Here is a 24,153-nt window from a genome sequence, read left to right on the forward strand (position 1 = left end):
CGGGGCAGCTTGGCGCCGGCGCAAGCGTCCGGCGTGCGCGCGGCATGGGCACAGCATGACCAGGAGCGGCTGGACTGGGCCTTCCGGGCATATACGCGCTTTGCTGAATCGCTGAGCCCTGAAATCCGTGACCGCCTGGCCAGCAAGGATCAGCAGGCGGAAGCCTACGTGGTCGTTTTCGGCAAGACTCAGGTCGGCAAAACTACCTTGCTGATGGAGTTGATGGGGGTGCTGGCGACGCAGATGCCGCGCGTGGCGCGGGTCTTGCGGGGTGGACGCGCGGCCGGACAATCGGCCACCGCCACCACGATGGAATATCGCCGTTCGCCGGATCAGCGCTGGGGACTGAAAGTCAATGACACGGCCACCGCATGGTACGGCGATGACCTGGCCATGGAGGCAGAACTTGGCCGGTTGCGAACGGCGATGGAAATGCGCCAACTGGTCGCGCATGGGCCGTGCGTCGTGTTCGTCCCGCTGGAATGCTTTGATGCCGATGTCGCGCAGTCGGGCGTGCGCATGCTCGATCTTCCCGGCGACAAACCGGCAAACGCGGCAGAGCAGGAGCATGTACATGCGATGGCCCGCAAATATGTGCCGCTGGCCGATCTGATCCTGCTGGTGGGGCGCGGTGATGACTTGTCGTTCCTGCAGGGGGGCGGCCTGACGTTGCCGGGCATCGAAGACTGGCAAAGCGCGCCGCGGCGTTTTCGGATTGTCACCACCTATTCCTTCACGGCGCAGTCGGTGCGCGACATGGTGCGCGAGCATGCTGGCGAGGCCGAAGTGCCGCTGTACCGGCAGCGCCTGGTCGAACAGATTGAACGCTCGATACCGCTGAGTGAGGATGTCAAGCGCGCGGCGAACTTTTTCCCGCTTGAGTTCGGGCAGTCGTGGCTCGATGCCCGCGAAGCCGAACCCCTTCTGTATGCGCGGGTACAGCCGATGATGCTGACACTCAAGCAGCAGTTGCTGAGCGATATACAGGCGTCAACCACGCCATTGGCGCGTCTGCGCGTTGCCGTCGATGCGCACATGGTGATTGCCAGGGTGAAGAAAAAACGCCAGGAAGTGCTGGGTGCCGAGAGCGAGGCGCTGCAAGCGGTGCTGGGGCGGGCGCAGCACGAACAAGGGCAGGCGCAACTGGCGGCCGAGAATATCGGCAAACAATGCGTCAGCCTGGCGCAGGCGCAGGAAGCATTGACGGACGAGGCGTTGTCGAAAGACATAGCGCGGCATTTCGTTTTTGCTACGACGGCGCCTGGCGATCCATACGAAAGCGTCGACGGCTTCAAGGCAGTGATCCGGCGCGCGAAGTCGTCCATGAAGCAGGCCATGCTGGCCTGCCATCCCGACACGGCACGGATGTCAGGCACGCAGCCGTTCTGGCGCCGTGTGGAGTTGAAGGATGGCGCCAGCGGCAGCGACGACATACTGGACGATGCGTTCAGCAGCTTCCTCTCCACCCTCAATGCCTACTGGGTGGACAAATACTGGAGCACCGGCGAGGGCAGCGACTATGCCAGGGATCTCAGGACCTTCAAGCGCTGTATCGACGAGGTCCAGACGGAACTCAAGGCGCTTGCCCGCAAACGCTGGCTGGCCGCCGCTCATGCCTGGCGGGAACGCCTGCTGGAGGAGCTGGAGGAGCAACGCTACAAACGCGACGACTTTCAGCGGATTGCCGACGGCGGCATCGCGCCGATCAAGCTGCTGGAGGAGAAACTGGCACAGCACACGCAGGCGCGCGAGATGTTTGAACAGCGGATGGAAAACGACCTGCTGGAGAGCCGCCGCTTTGCGTCGCTGCTCGACGCGGAATATGTCGCTGAGCTGGAACAGCGGCGACAGGCGATCTGCACCGCCGGCAACCGCGTCACCGGCTTTCTGGGCTTGCTGGCTGCCGTGCGCCTTGTGGACGTACGCAAGCAAGTCCTGCTGCACATCGAACCCTCCGCCATTTAATTCACTTTTACTTCATATTGACCAAGGCCATGAACAATCAACACGATATCGCCCGCCAGGAACACGAATTTCAGGAACTATTGCAAAAAGTAATGCAGGAACCTCTGGCGCCTGTTACGAAGTCGGTCCGCGAGCTGGACAAACGGCTGAACCAGTTTGAATCGATGCTGGAAGATTTACAGGCCATTATCCAGGGCACCAATATGAGTGCGGATGACGCGCTCACGCAGATTCGATCGCTCAAATCGCTGGCCGAAGAGACGCCGCGCGAAATTCGCCTGTCGTTGCAACCCATGCTGCACCAGGTCCAGAATACGCTGGAACAGGGCACGGTGACTGCCCACCGCGACTCGGTGGAGAAATTGTCGGGACAACTGGTGGAGCAAGGTGAGTCCGACAAGCAATCCTTCATTCAGTTGCAAGAAATGATGGCGCAGCAGCGCCATGAGCTGGGCACGCAGGTGGCGGCATCGCTCATGGAGGTTGCCCGCCGCAACGAAGCCGAGGTGGCGCCGCTGGTGCAGTCCGTGGCGCAGATGCAATTGGCGTTTGCCGAGCAGCAAATGCAATTGACCGCGCTGGCGATGCAGCAGGATGCGTGGGCCAGAAAATGGACGGAGCAGCTGGCGTCCTCGACACAATCTGTGCGGCGTTGGCTGATTGCCACCCTGGTCGTGGCCAGCGCAGGCTGTGCCGCCGGAATTGCCATGTTTGCCGGCAGGGTCTGACTGCCGCAGCGATAAAGAAACTGGCCATGCCCCAGGCCTGCTCAGCCGCTGTGCGCCACCAGCCTGAGTCGCGTAATCTCCGCCGGCGCGCCGATGCGTTTCGGCGGGCCCCAGTACCCGGTGCCGCGGCTGACGTAAATCCACAGGCGGCCGCGCCGGTGCAGGCCGGCCACATACGGCTGCTGCAGCGGCACGAACAGATTCCACGGCCAGAACTGGCCGCCGTGCGTGTGGCCCGACAATTGCAGGTCGTAGCCGGCCGCTTCGGCCTCGGGCGCGCTGCGCGGCTGGTGCGCCAGCAGGATGCGGGGGATATCGGCCGGTGCACCGGCGATGGCCGCTTGTGGGTCGCTCTTCTGCGCCGGATCGAAGGCGGCGGCGTTGAAGTCAGTGACGCCGGCCAGCGCCAGGCGCGCGCCGTCGTGTTCCAGTACCGCATGTTCGTTCATCAGCACGCGCAAGCCCAGGCGGCGAAATTCCGCCACCCAGGGCGCCGCACCCGAATAGTATTCGTGGTTGCCCGTCACAAGGAAGACGCCGTGGCGCGCGCGCAGCTCGCCCAGCGGCGCCGTATGGCTGCCCAGTTGCGCCACCGTGCCGTCGACCACGTCGCCCGTGATGGCGATGAGGTCCGCCTGCAGGCCGTTGGCGCGCGCGACGATGGCTTCCACGTAGGCGCGCTTGATGGTGGCGCCCACGTGGATGTCGCTCAGTTGCACGATGCTAAAACCATGCAGGGCGGCCGGCAGGCCGGCGATCGGCACCGTCACCTCGCGCACGCGCGCCACACGGCGGGCGTTGATGAAACCGACGACGCTGGCCAGCAGCGCCAGGAGCAGGACAATTACGGCGGAGGCCTGCGCGTGCGGGCGTGCTGCCGGCAGCAGCAGGGTGAGTTCGCGCAGCACGGTGAGCACGAACAGCGAGGAAAAAAAGCCCATGCACAGCGAACCGGCCCAGCTCAGACGGTCGGCCAGGCGCGCATCGCCCGTGACGGCGCGGGCGAAGATGGTCATCGGCATGAGCATGGTCGACGCCAGCAAGACGGCGCCGCCCAGCAGCCAGCCGGCCAGGCCGACGGGCAGTGCAGGCAGCAGCAGCCAGCCCAGCAGGGCATGCAGGGCGCCCAGTATCATGGTGATGCGCAGCAGCGGCGTGCGGGTTGTCATGTCAAGGTTCCAGAAGTGGGGCGCCCAGATAGGCGGAAGTGATGCGCGTGAAACTGCCATCCTGGCGCATGCGCCGGAATACGCGGTCGAAGGCGGCGGCCAGCGCGGGCGAGCCTGTATTCTTGCGAAACACGATATAGGTGTCGAAGCGGGCCAGTGGCGGCGCCACGCGGACGATGCCTTGCAGTTTCAACTGTTTGACCGTGTACTGGCCGACGACGCCGTCCGCCAGCACGGCATCGATGCGGCGCAGCGCCAGTTTCTGGAAGTTGGCGGCATCCGTCGGTACGTCGGCGATGCTCCAGCGGCCCTGCGCCACGCCGGCGGCGATGGCTTCGGGCAGGCGGAATCCACCGCGCACGCCGATCACTTTGCCGGCCAGGTCGTCCAGCTTGCCCACGGCCAGCAGCGTGTCGGCCTGCCGCACGAACAGCGCGTACTCGGTCGGCTGCAGCGGTACCTTGCCAAATTCCAGGTACTGCTCGCGTGCCGGTGTGCGGCTCATGGCGAAGGCGCAATCGACCGTGCCCTGGGGCCTGGCCAGCTCACTTTCGAGCCGGCGCCATGGCATGGCGCGAAATTCAATGGCGATGCCCAGGCGGGCTGCCGCCTCGCGCAGCACATCGACGTTCAATCCCTCGATGCGGCCCTGATTCTGCATGAAGTAGGGTGCGAAGAGGTCGTCATGGCATACCAGCCTGCCTGGTAATCCTGCTTCGGTGCTGGCCGCCACGGCCTTGCTGGCCAGCATTGCCAGCAAGGCCGTGGCGGCAAAGGCGGCCAGCCAGGCACGGGGGCGCAGCCATGTGGAAAAAGGCACAGCAGCGCCATTACCTATCGTTTTTTGCTGCAATTGTTCATCCCGGTTGGCCCGAAACAGTCGCGTTTCGCACTGCCGATTATAGTCGACGCGTTATGTAAATGACCAATTTCGCAGCCAGTCCAGCGTCATGATGCGATATGCAGCCCCAGCATGGCCAGCTTGCCGAAATCGACGGGCTTGGCGAAGTGCTCGTTGAAACCCGCTTGCAGGGCCGCCTGGCGGTCGTGTTCCTGGCCATAGCCGGTCAGCGCGACGAGCAGGAATTGCTGCGGGATTGGCAACTGGCGCAGTTTGACGGCCACCTCGTAGCCGCTCATGTCGGGCAGGCCGATGTCGAGAAAGATGATGTCAGGCTTGAATTCCACGGTGCGCTCGGTCGCTTGCGCGCCCGTGTAGGCGGTGCGCACCGTGTGGCCGTACATTTCCAGCAGTTCGGCCAGGGTGTCGGCCGCGTCGCAGTTGTCGTCGACGACGAGGATGCGCTGGCTGGCGCCACTGGCCGCCTGCGGCGCCGGCACGGCCGGCAGCGGCACGTTGGCGTCGAGCGGCAGGATGACTTCGAAGGTGCTGCCCAGCCCTACGCCAGGGCTGTGCACGCTGACCTGGCCACCGTGCAAGGTCACCAGCTTGCGCACCAGCGACAGGCCGATGCCCAGGCCGTCCTGCACCCGGTCGGGCGCGTGGCCGCTTTGCTCGAACAGGCCGAAGATGCTGTCGATGCTGGCGGCGGCGATGCCGATGCCGTTGTCGCAGAGGCGTATGCGCACGTTATCGTCTTCGCGCACGGCGGAAATGGCGATGCGTCCGCCCGGCGCCGTGAACTTGGCCGCGTTGAGCAGCAGGTTGGCGACGATCTGCGACAGGCGCACGGCGTCGCCGCAGACCCACAGTTCTTCCTGGGGCAGGTGCACGTCCAGCGCATGGCCGCGCGCCTCGACGCTGTGCGAACTGGTTTCCAGCGCGCTGCGGATAACGCTGGCCAGGCTCACGCTTTCCCATTGCAGCGAGATTTTGCCTTGCGAAATGCGCGACACGTCGAGCAGGTCGTCCACCAGGCGCACCAGGTGGTCCGTGTGGCGGCCGATGGTGCGGCGCGCATTGTCCTGCATGGCCGGCACGACGGGATCGAGCTTGCACAGCAGCGCCAGCGCCGTGCGGATGGGGCCCAGCGGGTTGCGCAATTCGTGCGCCAGGGTGGCCAGGAATTCATCTTTGCGGCGGTCCACGTCGCGCAGCTCGCGCTCGACCCGGCCCAGGCGCAGCAGCGCCTTGACGTTGGCGATCAATTCATCGGCCTCGATCGGCTCGACCAGGTAATTGTCGGCGCCGCCGTCCAGGGCGCGGATCTTGTCGGCCGTGCCGATGCACGAGGCCGACGTCTGCAGCACCAGGATGGTGTTCGTTTCGGCGCCGCCCTTCAACTGGCGGCACACTTCCAGGCCGTTGATGTCGGGCAGCTTGACGTCGAGCAGGATCAGGTTGGGGCGGTCCTGGCGGGCGCGCAGCAGCGCGTCGCCGCCGTTCGACGCTTCGATGACCTTGAAGCCGGCGCGTTTGAGGATGCGCGACTTGGCGTAGCGGGCGCCGTCGCTGTCATCGACGTTGAGGATCAGAGCATCGCTATTGTTATCCGGTAGCATGCGCATTGTCCCAGGTGGTTGTGCCTTGCGGCGGAACCGGCTCTTGCCGGTGGTGTGGATTGCCGATCAGCGCGCGCAGGGTCGCCAGCAATTGCTGGCGCGACAGCGGCTTGACGTAGTAGGCGTCGGCGCCCAGGGCCAGACCCTTGCGCACGTCGTCGATCTCGGTAGCGACGATGACGGGCACCTGGCGCCGCAGCGGGTCGTTTTTCAGCTCGGCCAGCCAGTGCCAGGCCGTTTCGCCGTGCAGCAGGATGTCGAGGATGACGGCGGCGGGGCGCTGCTGTTCCCAGCGTTCCTGCGCCTCGCGCACGCTGCGCGCGGGAACCACGCGAAATTCGCTGCCGGCCAGGAATTTTTCATACAGCAGGCGGATGGGCGGATTGTCTTCCACCACCAGCACGCCGATGCGCTGGTCGTTGCCGTTGTCGTTGGCCGGCGCGCTCGGCGGCAGGCTGCCCTCGGGCGCATGGTAGCTGGTGGGCAGGATGACGGAAAACAGCGAACCCTCACCCGGTGTGCTTTCCACGGCCACCGTGCCGTTGAGCAAGGTGGCCAGGTTGCGGCACAGGGGCAGGCCCAGGCCCGTGCCCTTGACCTTGCGCTGCATGTGGTTTTCCACCTGGCTGAATTCCTCGAAAATCAGCTGCACGTCGTCGGCGGCGATGCCCAGGCCCGTGTCGGAGACGGAAAAGCGGATGGCGTCCTGCTGCGGCAAGGACGTGGCGCTGACGACGATGGCGCCGGCCTCGGTGAACTTGAGGGCGTTGGCGATGAAGTTGCGCAGGATTTGCGACAACTTGCCTTCATCCGTATGGATCTGCAGCGCAGGATCGGGGGCGATGAAGGTCAGGGTGAGCGACTCGGACACCAGCAGCGGGCGCAGCATGCCGCGCAGGGCGCTGAACAGGTCGGCTACTTGAAAACTGTTGGCGTGCACGTCGACCTTGCCCGCCTCGATCTTGGCCAGGTCCAGCAAGTCGTTGACCAGGTCGCTCAGGCTGACGGCGCTTTGCAGGATGAACAGCACCTGCTTTTCCTGCTCCTGCGACAGTTCGCCGTCAATGCGGTCGAGCAGCAGCTTGGACAGGGCGCGGATGGAGCTGAGCGGCGTGCGGAATTCATGGCTCATGTTCGACAGGAAGCGCGATTTCATCTGGTCGGCGCGGCGCAGGTGGTCGGCTTTTTCATCGAGTTCCGCGAACAGCGCCACCACGCCCCGGTTGGTGTCTTCCAGTTCGCGCGTCAGCTGTAATAAATCGTCCTGGCGCGTCTTCAGTTCGGCCAGGGTGGCGAGCAGCTCGCGGTTCTGCTGCTGCACTTCGGACAGCGTTATATCCGATGGCAGCGCCTGCAGGCTGCCCGACAGCGCGCCGATCATGCTGCCGTCGAGCAGGGGAGAGTCGCGCGGGAACAGCTTTTGCAGCGTGATGTGCGTGCCGGCGCCCGGCGTGCTGTCGATGTGGCAGCGATCCATCAGGCGCTGCGCGCCCAGGATGCCCAGGCCCATGCCCGTAGGTGAACGGTAGGTGCCGGCCAGTATCTTGTCGAGCTGCGCGATGCCGGGGCCCTGGTCCTCGATGCGGATGCTGAGTACCTGCGGCGCCGTCTGGCCATCGATGGCGAAGTGCACCTTGCCGCTGCCCGCATAGTTGTAGACGTTGCGCGCCAGTTCCGACACGGCCGTGGCGATGCGCACCTGGTCCTGCACGCCGAAGCCGCACAGGGCGGCGATTTGCCGCGCGCGCTGGCGCGCTCCCACCACATCGAGTTCGCTGCCGATATGCGCCGTCAATATGCGTTGTGTCATGGCGTGTCGTTCCTTTCCGCACCGGCATGCCGGTGCTCCTCATGTTCGCGCAGCACCACCACCGTGACGTCGTCGCGCCCGCGTGCAAAGTCGCGGTACAGCACGGCGGCGACCAGGCTGGGGTGGCATTGCGCCAGGCCCGGATACTGTTCCAGGTCCCAGCGTGTATGCAGGCCGTCGCTATGCATGATCAAGGTCGTGCCCGGCTGCCACGCATAGCAGAATTCCTGCACCTTGCGCAGATTGCTGCCGACGATGCCGTTATGCGACAGCAGATGCCGGCGCTGCTGCGCATCGAAGGCGCAGGCGGCGATATTGCCCACGCCCGCATAGTGCAGTTCGCGCCGCGCGCTGTCGATGTGCGCCACCGCCATGGCTGCGCCGCGCGTGGTGCGCAGGGCGCCGTGGGCCAGTTCGATGAAGGGGGCGGGCAGGGGTGGCAGGCCGGGTGTGGCGTGTTCCAGCAGCGTGCTGGCGCATTCCGAGGCGCGCGCCGCCAGCGGACCATGGCCCAGGCCATCGGCCACCATCAGGCTCAGTTCATGGCCTTCGCACACGACGTTCCAGGCGTCGCCGCACACCTGCTCCGACGCCAGCGGCAGGCACACGGCGCCGATTTGCCAGTTCGGATGGGCGGGAACGGCGCTGCTGGCGTTCGGCCCCCACACCACCGTCATCAGCACTGTGCCCTTGCCGGGCGCCGTGTACAGGTCGAATTCCTGGCTCAGGCGGCGTATCGCGCCCAGGCCTACGCCATACGTGCCCGTGGTGGAATGGCCGTCCTGCATGTGCTGGCGCACATTCGCCATGCCGGGACCGTTGTCGATGGCCAGCACTTCGATGCCGCTGGTGCCGCCGCGCAGTACCTTGCGCAGCAGGATTTCGCCGCGCTGCGCGTGCTTGACGATGTTGGTGGCCGCTTCGCTGATGATGATGGCCAACTGGCCCGTGCGCACGTCGTCAAAGCCGATGCGGCGCGCCAGTTCGTTGCCGGCGCGGCGGGCTGCGGCGATCTCGCTCGGTTCGCCGATGGGAAAACTGCGTTGCCTGAGAATGTCAGGCTGAGGTTCCAGGTGGTTCAAAACAGCTTCCATTTCGCGATGGTGACGGTGGTGCCCGCGCCGGGCGCCGTGTCGATGTGAAAGGCGTCGGCCAGGCGCTTGGCGCCGCCCAGCCCCAGTCCCAGTCCGCCGCCGCTGGTATAGCCATCGGTCAGCGCCAGGGTAATATCGTCGATGCCCGGCCCCGCGTCGACAAAGCGCAGTTCCAGGCCCTGGCGCGCGCCATCGCTGACGCGCGCGATGCGCGCTTCGCCGCCGCCGCCGTAGCGCAGGGTGTTGCGCGCCAGTTCGCTCGCCGCCGTGATGATCTTGGTCTGTTCGATCAGGCCAAAACCCATGGCGACCATGCTGTCGCGCACCTGCTTGCGCAACCGCACGACGTCTTCGTCGCTGTGCAGGGGCAGGATCTGCTGCACCTGCTGCACCCCCGCCTGTGCCTGCGCGCCCAGCACGGCACCCCCCGTCATGTGCATGCGCCGTCCCGGTCCAGCAGCTTGATGCCCCGTTCCACGTTCAGCGCCGTGCTCACGCCTTCCAGGGTCAGGCCCAGTTCCACCAGCGTGATGGCTACGGCCGGCTGCATGCCGACGACCACCGTGCGCGCGTCGAGGATTTTCGCCATCGCCGCCGTGTTGCTGATCATGCGGCCGATGAAGGAGTCGACGATGTCGAGCGCGGAAATGTCGATCAGCACGCCCGTGGCGCGGTCCGTCACGATGCGCGTGGTCAGGTCGTCCTGCAAGGTCATCGCCAGGCGGTCATGCATGTCCACCTGGATCGTCACCAGCAACAGCCGGCCCATGCGTAAAATGGGAATTCTTTCCATAGGCGCCTCAGTGTTGTTGCTGCTGGTAAGTGATGCTGGAACCCGTGCGTTTCAGGGCCACGACGAAGGCGTCGGCCAGGGTAGCCTTGGTCATCACATCTTCCAGGTTGACGCCCAGGTGCACGATGGTTTGCGCGATCTGCGGGCGGATGCCGCTGATGATGCAGTCGGCGCCCATCAGGCGCGCGGCGGCGATGGTTTTCAACAGGTGCTGCGCCACCAGCGTGTCGACCGTGGGCACGCCCGTGATGTCGATGATGGCGATCAGGGCGCCCGTGTCGACGATCTTTTGCAGCAGGCTTTCCATCACCACTTGCGTGCGGGCGCTGTCGAGAGTGCCGATCAGGGGCAGGGCCAGCACGTTTTGCCACAGTTGCACCACGGGCGTGGACAGTTCCAGCAATTCCTGCTGCTGGCGCAGAATCACCTGTTCACGCGCCTTCTGGTAGATGGCGATGGTCAGCAGGCCCAATTCATCGAACAGCTTGCTGGTGCTGATGATGGCGTCGCCCAGCTGCTCCGGCTGCGCCGTGATTTGCTTGCGCAGGTAGGCGAACAGCGGTTCCTTGAGGGCGAACATGAAGCCGGCCGTGTCGATCGGCGAATAGCCCTGGCGCACGCGCGACTGCGATATTTCAGCGATCAGCTGGCGCGTATCGTCCCAGGCGCCGCCTTCGATGTCGAACGAGTCGCCGCTGTCGAGCGCGCCCGCCAGCAGCGGCAGCAATTGCGCTGCCTGCTGGCGCAGCTCGTTTTCGGCGATCTTGTCGCGCCGCACCAAGCGGGCGACCAGGCCGGCCATCCAGCCGTCCAGCAGCGCCGTGTGGTGCTCGCTGATGATGCCGGCCAGTTGCTGCGCCTGGCCCGTGCCCGTCTTGACCGTGTCCGTCTTCATTTTCATGCTCATCCTTGGCTGAGTGGAGGGTGCGGCACGGCCGCAAACGGCACCGCACTGTGATGAATAAATTATAGGCAAGCACGATTGTGGCTTGTGTTCTGTGCCGCACATAGTGGCGCATGTCGATCCAGTTTTCCGCCGCAAAGCTGCCGCTTTAAAGATGTATGTGGTTTGCATGTTTATGCGAATTCCGCTACACTGGCAACACTCAACAAGAGAAACACGCCATGAATATCGACAAATTCAAACAGCAGCACCTGGCCATCCTGGCCTCCATCGATGCCTTGCGCCAGCTGGCGCGTGGCGGTGTGGCCGCACAGGCGCAGGCGATTGCCGACCAGATCATCGCCATGAGCGGCTTGATCAAGCTGCACCTGGCCGTCGAGCAGCGCTACCTGTATCCGGCCGCGCAGAGTTGTGGCGTGGCCAGGGTGGCGCAGCTGGGCCGCCAGTACGAAAACGAGATGCACGGCATCGCCGGCGCCTACCTCGATTTTGCCGGCCGCTGGAATACGCCAGTGCGCCTGGCGGCCGAGCCGGATGCCTTCCGCAGCGAAGCCAATACCGTGCTGCACGCGCTGTTCCAGCGCATGCGGCGCGAAGACCATGAGCTGTATCCAGCCGTTGAAACGCTGGCCTGAAACCGCTTACCCATATAGACACAGGAGTTCCCCATGCTGACCCAAGAACAACGCGCCATCATCACGGCCACCGTCCCCATCCTCGAACAGGGCGGCGAAGCGCTGACGCGCCACTTCTACAAGAATCTGTTCCGCGACCATCCCGAAGTGCTGCCGTACTTTAACCAGGCGCACCAGCACAGCGGTGACCAGCAGCGCGCGCTGGCGAATGGCGTGCTGATGTATGCCAAGCATATCGACCAGCTGGCAGCGCTGGGCGACCTGGTGGCCACCATCGTCAACAAGCACGTGGCCTTGCAGATCCGCGCCGAGCACTATCCGCTGGTGGGCGCCAGCCTGCTGCAAGCGATCCGCGAAGTGCTGGGCGCCGAGGTGGCCAGCGACGCCGTCATCGATGCCTGGGGCGCGGCCTACGGCCAGCTGGCCGACATCCTGGCCGGCGAAGAAGGGCGTATCTACAAGGCGCAGGCTGCCGCGCCGGGCGGCTGGAGCGGCGCGCGCGATTTTGTCGTACGCAGCAAGACGGTGGAAAGCGGCGAGATCACGTCCTTCCTGATGGCGCCTGCCGATGGCCAGCCCGTGCTCGACTTTGCACCAGGCCAGTATATCGGCGTGCTGGCCAGCGTCGATGGCGTGCCCATGCGCCGCCAGTACTCGCTGTCGGCCGCCAGCAATGGCCAGACCTACCGCATCAGCGTCAAGCGCGAAGAGGGCGGCAAGGTGTCGAATTTCTTCCACGATCATATACAGGCGGGCGATACCGTGCAGCTGACGCCGCCGTCGGGCGACTTCGTGCTGACGGAGAGCGACAAGCCGCTGGTGCTGATCAGCGGCGGCGTGGGCATCACGCCGACCCTGGCCATGCTGACGGCGGCCCTGCGCGGCAAGCGTCCCGTGCATTTCATCCACGCGGCGCGCAACCAGGGCGTGCATGCGTTTCGCCAGCAGATCGACGCACTGGCTGCGCAGCACCCGCAGCTGCAGCGCTATTACTGCTACGCGGAACATGACGGTGCGCAAGGTGCACCGGACGCCGTCGGCCTGCTGAGTAAAGAGCAGCTGAATCACTGGCTGCCAGCCTCGCGCGACGTCGACGCCTACTTCCTGGGGCCGCAGCCGTTCATGCGGGCCGTCAAGCAATATCTGCGCGAGCTGGGCGTGCCGGAAGGGCAGACGCACCATGAATTCTTCGGACCGGCAGCCGCGCTGAACTGACCTTACCTGCCTTGTGTTGCTCCTTGTGTTGCTCCTGCGAGAAAAAACCGCTGCCGTAAGGGGCGGGTAAGTCTCGCGCTGTACTGTGAATCCAAGCTCGCACAAAAGAGCACGCTTTTACATAACAGGAGGCAACACCATGCATGACGATCTGGTACAAAAACTCAAGAGTGACCCCAATTATCATCGGCTGGTCAGGGTGCGCTCGCGCTTCGGCTGGGCGCTGACGGGCCTGATGATGCTGGTGTACTACGGCTACATCCTGCTCATCGCCTTCAACAAGGAATTTCTTGCCACCAAAACGGGCACGGGCGTGATGACCTGGGGCATGCCGATTGGCTTGTTCGTCATCGTGTTTACCGTGGTGATCACCGGCATTTATGTGCGCCGCGCCAACAAGCAATTCGACGACCTGACCAGCGCCATCCAGGCACGGGTGCAAGCATGAACCGCGCCCCATCGATGCAACGCACATTTTCCTGCCTGGCAGCCCTGACCTTGCTGGCGAGCGCCAGCAACAGCGTGCTGGCGGCCGGCGCCGACCTGGGCCAGGCAGTCAAGCAACCCACCAACTGGACGGCGATCATCATGTTCGCCGCCTTCGTCATTTTTACCTTGTTCGTCACCAAGTGGGCGGCCGCGAAGACCAAGTCGGCCTCCGATTTCTACACGGCCGGCGGCGGCATCACGGGCTTCCAGAATGGCCTCGCCATTGCGGGCGACTATATGTCGGCTGCATCGTTCCTCGGCATTTCCGCCGCCGTCTTCCTCAACGGCTATGACGGCCTGATCTATGCCATCGGCTTTCTCGTCGGCTGGCCCATCATCACCTTCCTGATGGCCGAGCGCTTGCGTAATCTGGGCCGCTACACCTTTGCCGATGTGGCCGCCTACCGCTTCAAGCAGGCGCCGATCCGCATTTTCTCGGCGTCCGGCACCCTCGTCGTCGTGGCCTTTTACCTGATCGCGCAGATGGTGGGCGCGGGCCAGCTGATCAAGCTGCTGTTCGGCCTGGAATACTGGATCGCCGTCGTCCTGGTCGGTACATTGATGATGATTTACGTGCTGTTTGGCGGCATGACGGCCACCACCTGGGTGCAGATCATCAAGGCCGTCATGCTGCTGGGCGGCGCCACCTTCATGGCCGTTGCCGTGCTGGCGCAATTCAACTTCAGCCCGGAAGCGCTGTTCGCCAAGTCGGTGGACGTGCACGCCGCCAAGGAAGCCATCATGGGCCCCGGTTCCTTCATCAAGGACCCGATCTCGGCCATCTCCTTCGGTATGGCGCTGATGTTCGGTACGGCCGGCTTGCCGCACATCCTGATGCGTTTCTTCACGGTGCCGAGCGCCAAGGAAGCGCGCAAATCCGTGTTCTGGGCCACCACCTGGATCGCCTACTTCTACATTTTGACCTTCATCATCGGTTTTGGCGCCATCGTGCTGGTAAGCACCAATCCCGAGTTCAAGGATGCTGCCGGCAAGCTGCTGGGCGGTAACAACATGGCGGCCGTGCATCTGGCCAAGGCTGTGGGCGGCAATGTGTTCCTGGGCTTCATGTCGGCGGTCGCGTTTGCCACCATCCTGGCCGTTGTGGCTGGTTTGACCCTGTCGGGCGCTTCGGCCGTGTCGCACGATCTGTATGCCACCGTCATCAAGAAGGGCAAGGCCACGGGCGCCAACGAATTGAAAGTGTCGCGCGTGACCACCATCGTGCTGGGCATTATCGCCGTCGTGCTGGGTATTGCCTTCGAGAAGCAGAATATCGCCTTCATGGTCTCGCTGGCCTTCGCCATCGCTGCCTCGGCCAACTTCCCCGTGCTGTTCATGTCGGTGCTGTGGAAAGACTGCACCACGCGGGGCGCCACCATCGGCGGCTTCCTGGGCTTGACCACGGCCGTCGCGCTGACGGTGGTGTCGAAGTCCGTGTGGGTCGACGTGCTCGGTCATCCGGCGGCGCTGTTCCCGTATGCCTCGCCGGCGCTGTTCTCGATGACGGCAGGCTTTGTCGGCATCTGGCTGTTCTCCGTGCTCGACAAGAGCCCGCGCGCGCGCATCGACCGCGCCGGTTACGAGGCGCAGCAGATGCGTTCGGAAACGGGTATCGGCGCCTCCGGTGCCAGCGCGCATTGATGTTTTAGATAGTTACTGCAGGAAACAATGCCCGGCTTGCCGGGCATTGTTGTTTTTGGCGCGCGCTTACTTCGCCACGCGCAGGGGAATCACGCCCGCCGCCAGCGCCGGCACGCCCGGCGTCGCTTCGAGTATCGATGCCAGGGTCACCGTGTCGAGCACTGCCAGGAAGGCGGCCGTGGCCTGGCCCAGCTTGGCTTTCAGCAGGCAATCGGGCGTCAGCGGGCAGGTATTGTTTTCCTTGTTAAAACATTCCGCCATGAAAAAATCGTTTTCCGTCTCGCGCACCACCGTGCCGATATTGATCTCGGCCGGGTCGCGCGCCAGGCGCAGGCCGCCATTCCGCCCACGCACCGTTTCCACGATGCCTGACAGGCCCAGTTGGTGCACCACCTTCATCAGGTGATTCTTTGAAATCGAATGCAGGTCGGCGATGTCCTGGATGGTCACGAGCCGGTCGCGGTGCACGCCCAGATACATCAGGGTGCGCAGGGTGTAGTCAGTGTAGGCAGTCAGTCGCATGGGAGAAGAGAGTAAAACACCCGACAAACCTACTGCGCGTCGCGATTTGCGGCCTCCGATGCTCACTGTGCATCCGCACAGCTCCGCTTCTCGGCCACAACTCATCCCGCTCGCTACGGTTTGTCAGGTGTGTTGTAAAGATGTGGATTACATCCTTGTTTCAAGCCGCCAGCATACAGGAGAGTGCCTCGCCATCGCCACCGCCATGTGACTTGCGCCGTCACTTTTCAGCCTGGAAAGACAAATTTGGTTGCCTTTCGCTTAAATGCGTAGTAAATTTTCATATTGTTGCCCTGGCAAACAGCTCGCAAGCCCTTTAAGGCCCGTTTGACGTGGATTTTATTGATGAAAATCAAGAGGATGGTGAGACAGTAAGGTAAATTTACTACAAAATGGATGATGGGCGTTTCCCGGGCCGGGAAGCGCGTACTACGCAATCTGTGCGGTGCCGCCGTGGCCGCCCCAGGAAATGAATACCATGCAAATGAATGAAGTGAAAGACGAGCTGCTGAGCAGCGATATCCGCCAGTTGGGCCGTCTGCTGGGCGACGCCATCCGCAACCACCTGGGCGACCCCGCCTTCGAGCGCATCGAGCATGTGCGTCAGTTGGCCATCCGTTTCCGCCGCGACAATGACGAAGCGGCGCGCGCGCAGCTGTCGGACGCGCTGCAAGCGCTGTCGCAGGAAGAAACCACCCAATTGACGCGCGCCTTCAGCTATTTCTCGCTGTTGGCCAACATTGCAGAAGACCAACACCACATCCGCCGCACGCGCGCCCATTTGATCGCCGGTTCGCCACCGCGCCAGGGTAGCCTCAGCCATGCCGTCGGCAACGTGTTTGACGCGGGCAAGGCCGATGCGCTGGAAACCTTCTTTGAAGATGCGTTTGTCAGCCCCGTGTTCACGGCGCATCCGACGGAAGTGCAGCGCAAGAGCATCCAGAATTGCCAGATGGCCATCGCCCGCCTGTTGAGCGAGCGCGACCGCGTGCAAATGACGCCGGAAGAGGCGGAGCAAAACGAAGAAGCGCTGGGACGTGGCATCGTCACCCTGTGGCAGACGCGTTTGTTGCGCACCAGCAAACTGTCCGTCATGGATGAAGTGGCCAATGGCCTGTCGTTCTACGACCACACCATCTTGCGCGAATTGCCGAAATTGTATTCCTCGCTGGAAACCATGCTGGCCCAGCGCGATGCCCGCTGGGAAGATGCGGAATTGCCCAATTTCATGAAGGTCGGCAGCTGGATAGGCGGCGACCGCGACGGCAACCCGTTTGTCACGGCCGACATCCTGCGCAGCACCCTGCAGACGCAGGCCGACAAGGTGCTCGACTTTTATCTGGGCGAATTGCGCAAGCTCGCCTCGCAACTGTCGCTGGCACAAATCTTGAACGCATGCAGCGAGCCGCTGCGCGCGTTGGCCGAACGCTCGGCCGATGCGTCGCCGCACCGGGTCGACGAGCCGTACCGCCGCGCCTTGCATGGTATCCATGCGCGCCTGGAAGCGACGCGCGTCGCCTTGTGCGGCAAGGGCAAGCCAGCCGAAGGCGTGCAACCCTACGCGGCGGCTGCCGAACTGCTGGCCGACCTGGACGTGGTCCAGCATTCGCTCGTCAGCAATGGCTTGCGTGCGCTGGCACGTGGCCGGCTGCGCCAGCTGCGCCGCGCCGTCAAGGTCTTCGGCTTTTCGCTGGCGCCGCTCGATCTGCGCCAGAATTCCGACGTGCACGAGCGTGTCGTGGGCGAACTGTTTGCCGGCGCCCAGCCGGGCCTGGTCTACCTGGACCTCGATGAAGAGCAGCGCATCGCCGTGCTGCTGGCCGAGCTGGAGTCGCCACGCCTGCTGGCGTCGCCGTATGCGCAGTACTCCGAGGAAACGACGTCCGAACTCGACATCTTCCGCGCCGTGCGCGAGGCCCACGTCAAATATGGCCGCGAATCAGTACCGAACTGCATCATCTCGAAGGCGGCCAGCGTCTCGGACTTGCTGGAAGTGGCCCTGCTGCTGAAAGAAGTGGGCTTGCTGCGCCAGGACAGTCGCGAAGTGGATGTCAACATCATTCCCCTGTTCGAAACCATCGACGACTTGCGCGCCGGCCCCGCCATCATGGCGCGCGCCTTCGGCTTGCCGTTCTACCGGGGATTGCTCAAGTCGCGCGCCGACCAGCAGGAAGTCATGCTCGGCTATTCTGACAGCAACAAGGACGGCGGCTTCCTCACCTCCGGCTGGGAACTCTATAAGGCCGAAATCGAGCTGGTGACGGTATTCAAGCAGTATCAGATCAAGCTGCGCCTGTTCCACGGCCGCGGCGGTTCCGTCGGACGTGGCGGCGGCCCCAGCTACGAAGCCATCCTGGCCCAGCCGGCCGGTGCCGTGCAGGGACAGATCCGCTTGACGGAGCAGGGCGAAGTCATCACGGCCAAGTATGCGAACCCGGAAGTAGGGCGCCGCAACCTGGAAGTGCTGGTGGCCGCTACCATTCAGTCGACCCTGCTGCCGCAGGCGCAGCTGCAGCCGAAGGCCTCGGCCGGCGCGGGCCACCTGGCGGCAATGGAAGAATTGTCTGGCACGGCCCTGAACGCCTACCGCGACCTCGTCTACGGCACGGACGGCTTCGAACAGTATTTCTGGGAATCGACGGTGATTGCGGAAATTGCCGCGCTGAATATCGGCAGCCGTCCCGCCTCGCGCAAGAAATCGACCTCGATCGAGGATTTGCGCGCGATTCCCTGGGTCTTGAGCTGGGCGCAATGCCGTTTGATGCTGCCTGGCTGGTTCGGCTTTGGTTCCGCCGTGCAAGCCTACCTGGCCGCCCATCCGGCGGACGGCGCGGACGTGCTGCGCGGCATGTACACGGATTGGCCCTTCTTTACGTCCTTGCTGTCGAATATGGATATGGTCCTGGCCAAGAGCGATATCGCCATTGCCGGCAAGTATGCGGAACTGGTCAAGGACAAGGCCTTGCGCGAGGCCATCTTTACACGCATCCGCGCCGAATATGCGGCCACGCTGGATGCCTTGAAGCTGATCACGGGCCAGGCAGAGTTGCAGCAAGCCAATCCGCTGATGCAGCGCTCGATACGCAACCGTTTCCCCTACATCGACCCGCTGAACCACGTGCAGGTGGAGCTGTTGAAACGTTTCCGCGAGGGTAAGCAGGATGCGGCGGCGCGCACGGGGATTCATTTGTCGATCAATGGCATCGCGGCGGGTTTGCGGAATAGTGGTTAATTAAGGCAAACCCAAGAGCGAGGGCTGGGGTCGTACCCTCAGGGTACGACCCCGGTATTTGCACTTGGGTTGGCTTTACGAACTCAGTAGAAAACATCAAGGAGACAGCATGACCATCAAAGTTGCCATCAATGGCTATGGCCGCATCGGCCGCAATGTCTTGCGCGCGTTTTATGAAGGCGGCAAGCAGCAGGATATCGAAATCGTCGCCATCAATGACCTGGGCGACGCCAAGTCGAATGCGCACCTGACGCGCTACGATACGGTGCACGGCAAGTTTCCCGGCGTCGTCACCATCGATGGCGACAACATGCTCGTCAATGGCGACCGCATCCGCGTCTTCGCGCAGCGCGATCCGGCCCTGATTCCGTGGGGAGAGTTGGGCGTGGACGTGGTGCTCGAATGCACGGGTTTCTTCACCACCAAGGAAAAAGCCTCGGCCCACCTGAAGGGCGGGGCAAAGAAAGTCATCATTTCCGCGCCGGGCGGCAAGGACGTGGATGCCACCATCGTGTTCGGCGTCAATCAGCACGTGCTGAAGGCATCGGACACGGTGATTTCGAACGCTTCGTGCACGACGAATTGCCTCGCGCCACTAGTCAAGCCGCTCAACGACGCCATCGGCATCGAATCGGGCCTGATGACCACCGTGCACGCCTACACGAACGACCAGGTACTCTCCGACGTGATGCATGAAGACTTGCGCCGCGCCCGTTCTGCCACGCATTCGATGATCCCCACCAAGACGGGCGCGGCGGCGGCCGTCGGCCTGGTCTTGCCTGAATTGAACGGCAAGCTGGACGGTTTCGCCATCCGCGTGCCGACGATTAACGTCTCGCTGGTTGACCTGTCTTTCATCGCCAAGCGCGATACGACGGTCGAGGAAGTCAACGCCTTGCTGAAAACGGCGTCGGAAGGGGTGCTGAAAGGCATCCTCACATACCAGACGGAGCCGCTCGTTTCCATCGACTTCAACCATAACCCGGCGTCGTCGAACTTCGATTCGACCCTGACCAAGGTCTCGGGCCGCCTCGTGAAGGTGTCGTCGTGGTACGACAACGAGTGGGGCTTCTCGAACCGCATGCTCGACACCACGGTCGCCCTGATGGCGGCCAAGTAAGAAAGAACCACCGCTGATCCAGCGCACCAGGACGGCCGGCCCACAAGGCTGGCCCTTGTAGCAACTCATTATAGAAAGCAGCACACCATGACCATGCAAGTACAGCAACGCGCCACCAAGATCGTTTCCACCATCGGCCCCGCTTCGAACGATATCGAGACCCTGGTCCGCATGTTCAAGGCCGGCGTCGACGTCGTACGCCTGAACTTCTCGCATGGCAAGGCGCAAGACCATATCGACCGCGCCCGCATGGTGCGCGAAGCGGCAGCGCTGTGCGGCCGCGAAGTGGCCATCATGGCGGACTTGCAAGGCCCGAAGATTCGCGTCGGCAAGTTTGAAGAAGGCAAGATTTTCCTGGAAAATGGCATGAAGTTCATCCTTGACGCCAAATGGGGCGAAAACGGCGAACTGGGTAACCTCGAACGCTGCGGCCTCGACTACAAGGAATTGCCGCGCGACTTGCGTACGGCTGACGTGCTGCTGCTGAACGACGGCCTCATCGTCTTGACGGTCGACAAGGTCGTCGGCAGCGAAATCCACACCACCGTGAAAATCGGCGGCGAACTGTCGAATAACAAGGGCATCAACCGCCAGGGCGGCGGCCTGTCCGCGCCGGCGCTGACGGCGAAAGACATGGAAGACGTGAAGACGGCGATGAGTTTCCAGGCCGATTACGTGGCCGTGTCCTTCCCGAAAAACGCCACCGACATGGTCATGGCGCGCCAGCTGGCCAATATCGCCGGCGAAGCGTGGGATCACAAGCCGATGATGATCGCCAAGATCGAGCGGGCGGAAGCGATTCCCGCGCTGCAAGAGATTCTGGACGCCTCCGACGGCATCATGGTGGCGCGCGGCGACCTGGCGGTCGAGGTGGGCAATGCGGCCGTGCCGGCCCTGCAAAAGCGCATGATCAAGATGGCGCGCGCGTCGAATAAACTGGCGATCACGGCCACACAGATGATGGAATCGATGATCGTCAACGCTGTGCCGACGCGCGCGGAAGTGTCCGACGTGGCCAATGCCGTGCTCGATGGCACGGACGCCGTCATGACGTCGGCGGAAACGGCCTCGGGCCGCTACCCGATCGAGACGGTGGAAGCGATGGCCGCCATCTGCCTGGACGCGGAAAAATGGGATACCTGCAAGCTGGACGCCGATTTCCTCAACGCCACGTTCTCGCGCATCGACCAGTCGATCGCCTACGGCGCCCTGTTTACGGCCCATCATTTGCGCGTGAAAGCCATTGCCACCCTGACGGAATCGGGCTCCACGGCCCTGTGGATGAGCCGTTGCAACATCGACATCCCCATCGTGGCGCTGACCCCCAGCGTGGGCACGCGCCGCAAGCTGGCCCTGTACCGCAACGTCAGCACCCTGGAATTGACGTCTGGCACGGATCGCGACAAGGTCTTGCAGCAGGCGGAAGAGCTGCTGCTGGAACATAAGGTCGTGACCAAGGGCGACACGGTCGTGCTGACCTGGGGCGAGCCGATGGGCAAGGTCGGCGGCACGAACGCGCTGAAAATCATGAAGATCGGCCAGCACTGACCGTATTACTGGCCACATTGCTGGCCTCATCACTGGCCGACAGCCGCCGGCAGTCTTAAGAATGGCTGAAAGCGGGGCGCTTGGCCGCCCACTGCAATGGCAGATGCCCAATCAGCCATTGCAGTGACCACATTTCCGTGTCAGCATGGTTTCCTGCCTTCCAGGGCGCATCCGGAGTTCATGATGACTACATACTTGCCTGCCTTGATCTGGTCGCTGTCGGCCTTTGTCTGCCTCTTCATTGCCAAACGCCGCTCCTTGAAAACAACTGCTGTCAGGACCATCCTGGTGGTGTTTCTGGGGCCGTTTGCCATTCCCTTCGTGCTGGCAGCAAGGCCAGAGACACGCCATCGGGCATAATCTCCCGCGATCAGCTGATCGAATACGACAGTATATAAAGCACTGGCAGCCACGTTGAAACAACAGTTTCCAGGCATCAGTGGCCACCGGCATTGACGCCGGACGTTCGCCGTTGGCCGAGGTGACCGGCCGCGGCCGGCCCTGAACCTCCCCGTCCCGGGCGCCCTTGCCAGGTCCCGTGGCCGGGCAACTGGTGCGATCGGCTCGCGCGTGAGAAGATAGATACTTTCCCATTTGGCAATTGAAGGAACCGTCAAGATGAAACCCGGATATGCTGCCGTATTGATGCTCATGCTCGCTTGCACGGCCCAGTCCCGGGCGCAGGACGCATCATGCGATGCGGACGACAGAGCGGCCGTGACATCGCTCGATGCACTCCCTGCCCAGGTTCAGGACTTGCTGGGGCGCGCCAGGCCGGGCATCGAGGGGATCGCGGACATCGGTGGTAAATTCAATCCGAGCGACGTTATCCTCGATCAAACCGTGCCGATGCGCAGGCTGATTGGCGGTGTCGCAGGCCAGCGTTGCATCTGGCTGACCGTCGAATACGGTGGCGTGGGTCACTATGAAAAAAAACTGGAGTACCGGCTTATCGTGGATAAGTGGGTGCAGACACGCGGAGCCAGCCCGGAAAGGGCGCCTGCCGTCTGGCCCGTGATAACTCGCTGAATTTGCTGTGGCAACGCCAGTATATCAAGCGCCAGGCGCCACGCTGAAACAACAGTTTGCCTGGCTGGACGGGCGCCGGCATTGACGCGGGCGCGCAGTGTTTGCGATAATGAGAATTATTCTCAGTTGGGTGGCGTGTTCCACCCGGCTATCGCAAACCCTCCACCTTGCCGCTTGCAGCGCAGGAGTCCGTCGTGAACATTGCGCAGTCCAGCGAATCGATCGCAGCCATTTACAGCAGCCACCACGGCTGGCTGATGCGCTGGCTGCGCGCCAAGCTGCAGTGCGCCGACCATGCGGCCGACCTGGCGCAGGATACCTTCGTGCGCCTGCTGACGGCGCCGCCGGAAGGCCGGCAGACCTTGCGCGAACCGCGCGCCTACCTGACCACCGTGGCGCAGCGCTTGCTGATCGACCATTACCGGCGCGTATCGCTGGAGCAGGCATGGCTGGAAACCCTGGCGCAGCAGCCCGATCTGCTGATGCAGTCTCCTGAAGAGCGCCTGCTGGTATTGGAGGCCTTGCAGCGCATCGATGCCATGCTCGATGGCTTGCCGCCGCTGGTGCGCAACGCCTTCCTGCTGGCGCATGTTGACGGCCTTGCTTACGGGGAAATCGCGCGGCGCCTGGCCGTGAGCGAGCGCAGCATCAAGCGCTACATGGTGCAGGCGTTTGAACGCTGCATCCTGCTGATCCTGTGAGCGCCATCGATCCGCGCGCCGCCCGCGCGGCGGCGCAATGGCTGGTGCGCCTGCACGGGGGCACCTTGAGTCCAGATGAGCAGCAAGCGTTCCAGTCCTGGCGCGCCAGCGATCCCGCGCACGCAGCGGCCTGGCAGCGGGCCGAGCTGGTGTGCGGCACCTTGGCCAGCGTGCCGCCCGCGCTGCGCCAGACGGCAGACGCGGCGCCGCAGTCGCCGCAGCGGCGTGCCGTACTCTACGGTCTGGCCGGGTTGATCGCGGCCGGACCGGCGCTGTGGCTGGCCAGCCAGTCGGCCCCATGGCAGGTCTGGCGCGCCGCGATCCGCACGGCGCGCGGTGAGATCCGCCACATGACCTTGCCGGATGGCACGCAACTGGTGCTCAACACGGACACGGCCATCGACGTGCACTTTGACGACGGGGCCCGGCTGGTGGTCTTGCATGGGGGCGAACTCCATGTTGCCACGGCGCACGACGGGGCAGTGCCCGCGCGCCCATTCCTCGTACGCAGCAGCAATGGCAGTGTGCGCGCGCTGGGCACGCACTTCAGCGTGCGCCAGGGCGGCAGCGTGCTGGCGCCACGCACGCAGGTGGCTGTCAGCGAGGGCGCCGTCGAGATCCGACCAGCGCAGGCGTCCGATACCGTGCGCAGGGTCAATGCGGGCCGGCAAGGCAGTTTTGATGAGCGTGCCGTTTCCTCCTTGTCGCCGCTGGCGCCGCATGCTGCCGGCTGGCTGCAGGGCGTGCTGATCGCCGAGCGCATGCCGCTGGGCGAGGTGCTGGCGCAGGTGGCGCGCTATCGCTACGGCGTGCTGCGCTGCGATCCGGCGCTGGCCGCCATGCCCGTGGACGGCATCTTCCAGCTGAACGACCCGGACAACATCCTGCTCTTGCTGCAGCGTTCCTTGCCGATCCGGCTGGTACGCCGCACGCGCTACTGGATCAGTGTCGAGGCGGCTTGAGATTGTCGGCTTACGCCCGGTGGGCTAACCCGACCTACGCCTGTCGGGTATGGTAGGTCGGCTTAGCCCGCAGGGCGTAAGCCGACGTGCTCCAATTTACTTCTTGCCTGTCCCTTTTTTTAGATTGCTCCGT

22 protein-coding genes are annotated in these 24,153 nt (G+C 63.6%); 13 read left to right on the forward strand and 9 right to left on the reverse strand.

The window, feature by feature from the left end; all coding sequences use genetic code 11:
• Positions 1-9: 9 nt before the first annotated feature.
• Positions 10-1,965: a hypothetical protein gene (locus ACP7EG_RS06480; protein WP_426086932.1), complete on the forward strand. Its 1,956-nt coding sequence runs from the start codon at positions 10-12 to the stop codon at positions 1,963-1,965.
• A 17-nt stretch (positions 1,966-1,982) separates the two neighbouring features.
• On the forward strand, positions 1,983-2,693 hold the full coding sequence (locus ACP7EG_RS06485) for a hypothetical protein (protein ID WP_426086933.1): 711 nt from the start codon (positions 1,983-1,985) through the stop codon (positions 2,691-2,693).
• Positions 2,694-2,734: 41 nt separating this feature from the next.
• On the opposite strand, the gene ACP7EG_RS06490 is transcribed toward ACP7EG_RS06485, so the two are convergent.
• The 8 genes from ACP7EG_RS06490 to ACP7EG_RS06525 form a co-directional block, all read right to left on the reverse strand.
• Positions 2,735-3,862, reverse strand: coding sequence for a metallophosphoesterase (locus ACP7EG_RS06490; protein ID WP_426086934.1), 1,128 nt, complete (start codon positions 3,860-3,862; stop codon positions 2,735-2,737).
• 1 nt (position 3,863) lies between these two features.
• Positions 3,864-4,682, reverse strand: a complete 819-nt coding sequence (locus ACP7EG_RS06495) for a substrate-binding periplasmic protein (RefSeq protein ID WP_426086935.1) — start codon at positions 4,680-4,682, stop codon at positions 3,864-3,866.
• Between the two features lie 128 nt (positions 4,683-4,810).
• The gene (locus ACP7EG_RS06500; protein WP_426086936.1) at positions 4,811-6,325 is read right to left on the reverse strand and encodes an ATP-binding response regulator; all 1,515 of its coding nucleotides are present in this window, start codon (positions 6,323-6,325) and stop codon (positions 4,811-4,813) included.
• Complete coding sequence (locus ACP7EG_RS06505; RefSeq protein WP_426086937.1) at positions 6,312-8,135, reverse strand: ATP-binding protein; 1,824 nt, start codon at positions 8,133-8,135, stop codon at positions 6,312-6,314. Before ACP7EG_RS06505 ends, ACP7EG_RS06500 begins: the two co-directional genes overlap by 14 nt.
• Positions 8,132-9,217: an ATP-binding SpoIIE family protein phosphatase gene (locus tag ACP7EG_RS06510; protein WP_426086938.1), complete on the reverse strand. Its 1,086-nt coding sequence runs from the start codon at positions 9,215-9,217 to the stop codon at positions 8,132-8,134. The genes ACP7EG_RS06505 and ACP7EG_RS06510 overlap by 4 nt, the downstream gene beginning before the upstream one ends.
• On the reverse strand, positions 9,214-9,663 hold the full coding sequence (locus ACP7EG_RS06515) for an ATP-binding protein (RefSeq protein ID WP_426087146.1): 450 nt from the start codon (positions 9,661-9,663) through the stop codon (positions 9,214-9,216). Before ACP7EG_RS06515 ends, ACP7EG_RS06510 begins: the two co-directional genes overlap by 4 nt.
• On the reverse strand, positions 9,660-10,022 hold the full coding sequence (locus ACP7EG_RS06520) for an STAS domain-containing protein (RefSeq protein WP_426086939.1): 363 nt from the start codon (positions 10,020-10,022) through the stop codon (positions 9,660-9,662). The genes ACP7EG_RS06515 and ACP7EG_RS06520 overlap by 4 nt, the downstream gene beginning before the upstream one ends.
• 7 nt (positions 10,023-10,029) lie before the next feature.
• Positions 10,030-10,923 carry an STAS domain-containing protein gene (locus ACP7EG_RS06525; RefSeq protein WP_426086940.1) on the reverse strand — a complete coding sequence of 298 codons (894 nt, stop codon included), beginning with the start codon at positions 10,921-10,923 and terminating at the stop codon, positions 10,030-10,032.
• A gap of 224 nt (positions 10,924-11,147) precedes the next feature.
• Here ACP7EG_RS06525 and ACP7EG_RS06530 point away from each other — a divergent pair, with 224 nt between their 5' ends.
• The 4 genes from ACP7EG_RS06530 to ACP7EG_RS06545 all read left to right on the forward strand — a co-directional run bounded on the left by ACP7EG_RS06530 (position 11,148) and on the right by ACP7EG_RS06545 (position 14,906).
• Complete coding sequence (locus ACP7EG_RS06530; RefSeq protein ID WP_426086941.1) at positions 11,148-11,561, forward strand: hemerythrin domain-containing protein; 414 nt, start codon at positions 11,148-11,150, stop codon at positions 11,559-11,561.
• A 33-nt stretch (positions 11,562-11,594) separates the two neighbouring features.
• A complete protein-coding gene (gene hmpA, locus ACP7EG_RS06535) occupies positions 11,595-12,776 on the forward strand; it encodes an NO-inducible flavohemoprotein (protein ID WP_426086942.1) in 1,182 nt (393 codons plus the stop codon).
• 139 nt (positions 12,777-12,915) lie between these two features.
• Positions 12,916-13,224, forward strand: a complete 309-nt coding sequence (locus ACP7EG_RS06540; RefSeq protein WP_426086943.1) for a DUF485 domain-containing protein — start codon at positions 12,916-12,918, stop codon at positions 13,222-13,224.
• Complete coding sequence (locus tag ACP7EG_RS06545; protein WP_426086944.1) at positions 13,221-14,906, forward strand: cation acetate symporter; 1,686 nt, start codon at positions 13,221-13,223, stop codon at positions 14,904-14,906. Before ACP7EG_RS06540 ends, ACP7EG_RS06545 begins: the two co-directional genes overlap by 4 nt.
• A gap of 66 nt (positions 14,907-14,972) precedes the next feature.
• Here ACP7EG_RS06545 and ACP7EG_RS06550 read toward each other — a convergent pair whose 3' ends face one another.
• On the reverse strand, positions 14,973-15,428 hold the full coding sequence (locus ACP7EG_RS06550) for an RrF2 family transcriptional regulator (protein WP_426086945.1): 456 nt from the start codon (positions 15,426-15,428) through the stop codon (positions 14,973-14,975).
• Between the two features lie 478 nt (positions 15,429-15,906).
• Here ACP7EG_RS06550 and ppc point away from each other — a divergent pair, with 478 nt between their 5' ends.
• The 7 genes from ppc to ACP7EG_RS06585 all read left to right on the forward strand — a co-directional run bounded on the left by ppc (position 15,907) and on the right by ACP7EG_RS06585 (position 24,020).
• Complete coding sequence (ppc, locus tag ACP7EG_RS06555) at positions 15,907-18,660, forward strand: phosphoenolpyruvate carboxylase (protein ID WP_426086946.1); 2,754 nt, start codon at positions 15,907-15,909, stop codon at positions 18,658-18,660.
• Positions 18,661-18,769: 109 nt separating this feature from the next.
• Complete coding sequence (gene gap, locus ACP7EG_RS06560) at positions 18,770-19,780, forward strand: type I glyceraldehyde-3-phosphate dehydrogenase (RefSeq protein WP_426086947.1); 1,011 nt, start codon at positions 18,770-18,772, stop codon at positions 19,778-19,780.
• 87 nt (positions 19,781-19,867) lie between these two features.
• Positions 19,868-21,328, forward strand: coding sequence for a pyruvate kinase (gene pyk / locus ACP7EG_RS06565; RefSeq protein ID WP_426086948.1), 1,461 nt, complete (start codon positions 19,868-19,870; stop codon positions 21,326-21,328).
• A 96-nt stretch (positions 21,329-21,424) separates the two neighbouring features.
• The gene (locus ACP7EG_RS06570; protein WP_426086950.1) at positions 21,425-21,688 is read left to right on the forward strand and encodes a hypothetical protein; all 264 of its coding nucleotides are present in this window, start codon (positions 21,425-21,427) and stop codon (positions 21,686-21,688) included.
• 258 nt (positions 21,689-21,946) lie between these two features.
• Positions 21,947-22,357, forward strand: coding sequence for a hypothetical protein (locus ACP7EG_RS06575; RefSeq protein WP_426086951.1), 411 nt, complete (start codon positions 21,947-21,949; stop codon positions 22,355-22,357).
• 194 nt (positions 22,358-22,551) lie between these two features.
• Positions 22,552-23,058 (forward strand): sigma-70 family RNA polymerase sigma factor, encoded by a 507-nt coding sequence (locus ACP7EG_RS06580; protein WP_426086952.1) that lies wholly within the window; start codon positions 22,552-22,554, stop codon positions 23,056-23,058.
• Positions 23,055-24,020, forward strand: coding sequence for a FecR domain-containing protein (locus ACP7EG_RS06585; protein ID WP_426086953.1), 966 nt, complete (start codon positions 23,055-23,057; stop codon positions 24,018-24,020). Before ACP7EG_RS06580 ends, ACP7EG_RS06585 begins: the two co-directional genes overlap by 4 nt.
• Positions 24,021-24,153 lie beyond the last annotated feature (133 nt).

Origin of the sequence: Janthinobacterium sp. PSPC1-1 (assembly GCF_049897625.1) — a bacterium.
GTDB lineage: Bacteria > Pseudomonadota > Gammaproteobacteria > Burkholderiales > Burkholderiaceae_D > Janthinobacterium > Janthinobacterium tructae.

Coding starts and splice junctions, on each gene's coding strand:
- ACP7EG_RS06550 (WP_426086945.1), bottom strand. CDS start 15,428: ATGCGACTGACTGCCTACACTGACTACACCCTGCGCACCCTGATGTAT.
- ACP7EG_RS06540 (WP_426086943.1), top strand. CDS start 12,916: ATGCATGACGATCTGGTACAAAAACTCAAGAGTGACCCCAATTATCAT.
- ACP7EG_RS06505 (WP_426086937.1), bottom strand. CDS start 8,135: ATGACACAACGCATATTGACGGCGCATATCGGCAGCGAACTCGATGTG.
- ACP7EG_RS06520 (WP_426086939.1), bottom strand. CDS start 10,022: ATGGAAAGAATTCCCATTTTACGCATGGGCCGGCTGTTGCTGGTGACG.
- ACP7EG_RS06525 (WP_426086940.1), bottom strand. CDS start 10,923: ATGAAAATGAAGACGGACACGGTCAAGACGGGCACGGGCCAGGCGCAG.
- ACP7EG_RS06530 (WP_426086941.1), top strand. CDS start 11,148: ATGAATATCGACAAATTCAAACAGCAGCACCTGGCCATCCTGGCCTCC.
- ACP7EG_RS06515 (WP_426087146.1), bottom strand. CDS start 9,663: ATGACGGGGGGTGCCGTGCTGGGCGCGCAGGCACAGGCGGGGGTGCAG.
- hmpA (WP_426086942.1), top strand. CDS start 11,595: ATGCTGACCCAAGAACAACGCGCCATCATCACGGCCACCGTCCCCATC.
- ACP7EG_RS06545 (WP_426086944.1), top strand. CDS start 13,221: ATGAACCGCGCCCCATCGATGCAACGCACATTTTCCTGCCTGGCAGCC.
- pyk (WP_426086948.1), top strand. CDS start 19,868: ATGACCATGCAAGTACAGCAACGCGCCACCAAGATCGTTTCCACCATC.
- ACP7EG_RS06500 (WP_426086936.1), bottom strand. CDS start 6,325: ATGCTACCGGATAACAATAGCGATGCTCTGATCCTCAACGTCGATGAC.
- gap (WP_426086947.1), top strand. CDS start 18,770: ATGACCATCAAAGTTGCCATCAATGGCTATGGCCGCATCGGCCGCAAT.
- ACP7EG_RS06490 (WP_426086934.1), bottom strand. CDS start 3,862: ATGACAACCCGCACGCCGCTGCTGCGCATCACCATGATACTGGGCGCC.
- ppc (WP_426086946.1), top strand. CDS start 15,907: ATGCAAATGAATGAAGTGAAAGACGAGCTGCTGAGCAGCGATATCCGC.
- ACP7EG_RS06575 (WP_426086951.1), top strand. CDS start 21,947: ATGAAACCCGGATATGCTGCCGTATTGATGCTCATGCTCGCTTGCACG.
- ACP7EG_RS06570 (WP_426086950.1), top strand. CDS start 21,425: ATGGCAGATGCCCAATCAGCCATTGCAGTGACCACATTTCCGTGTCAG.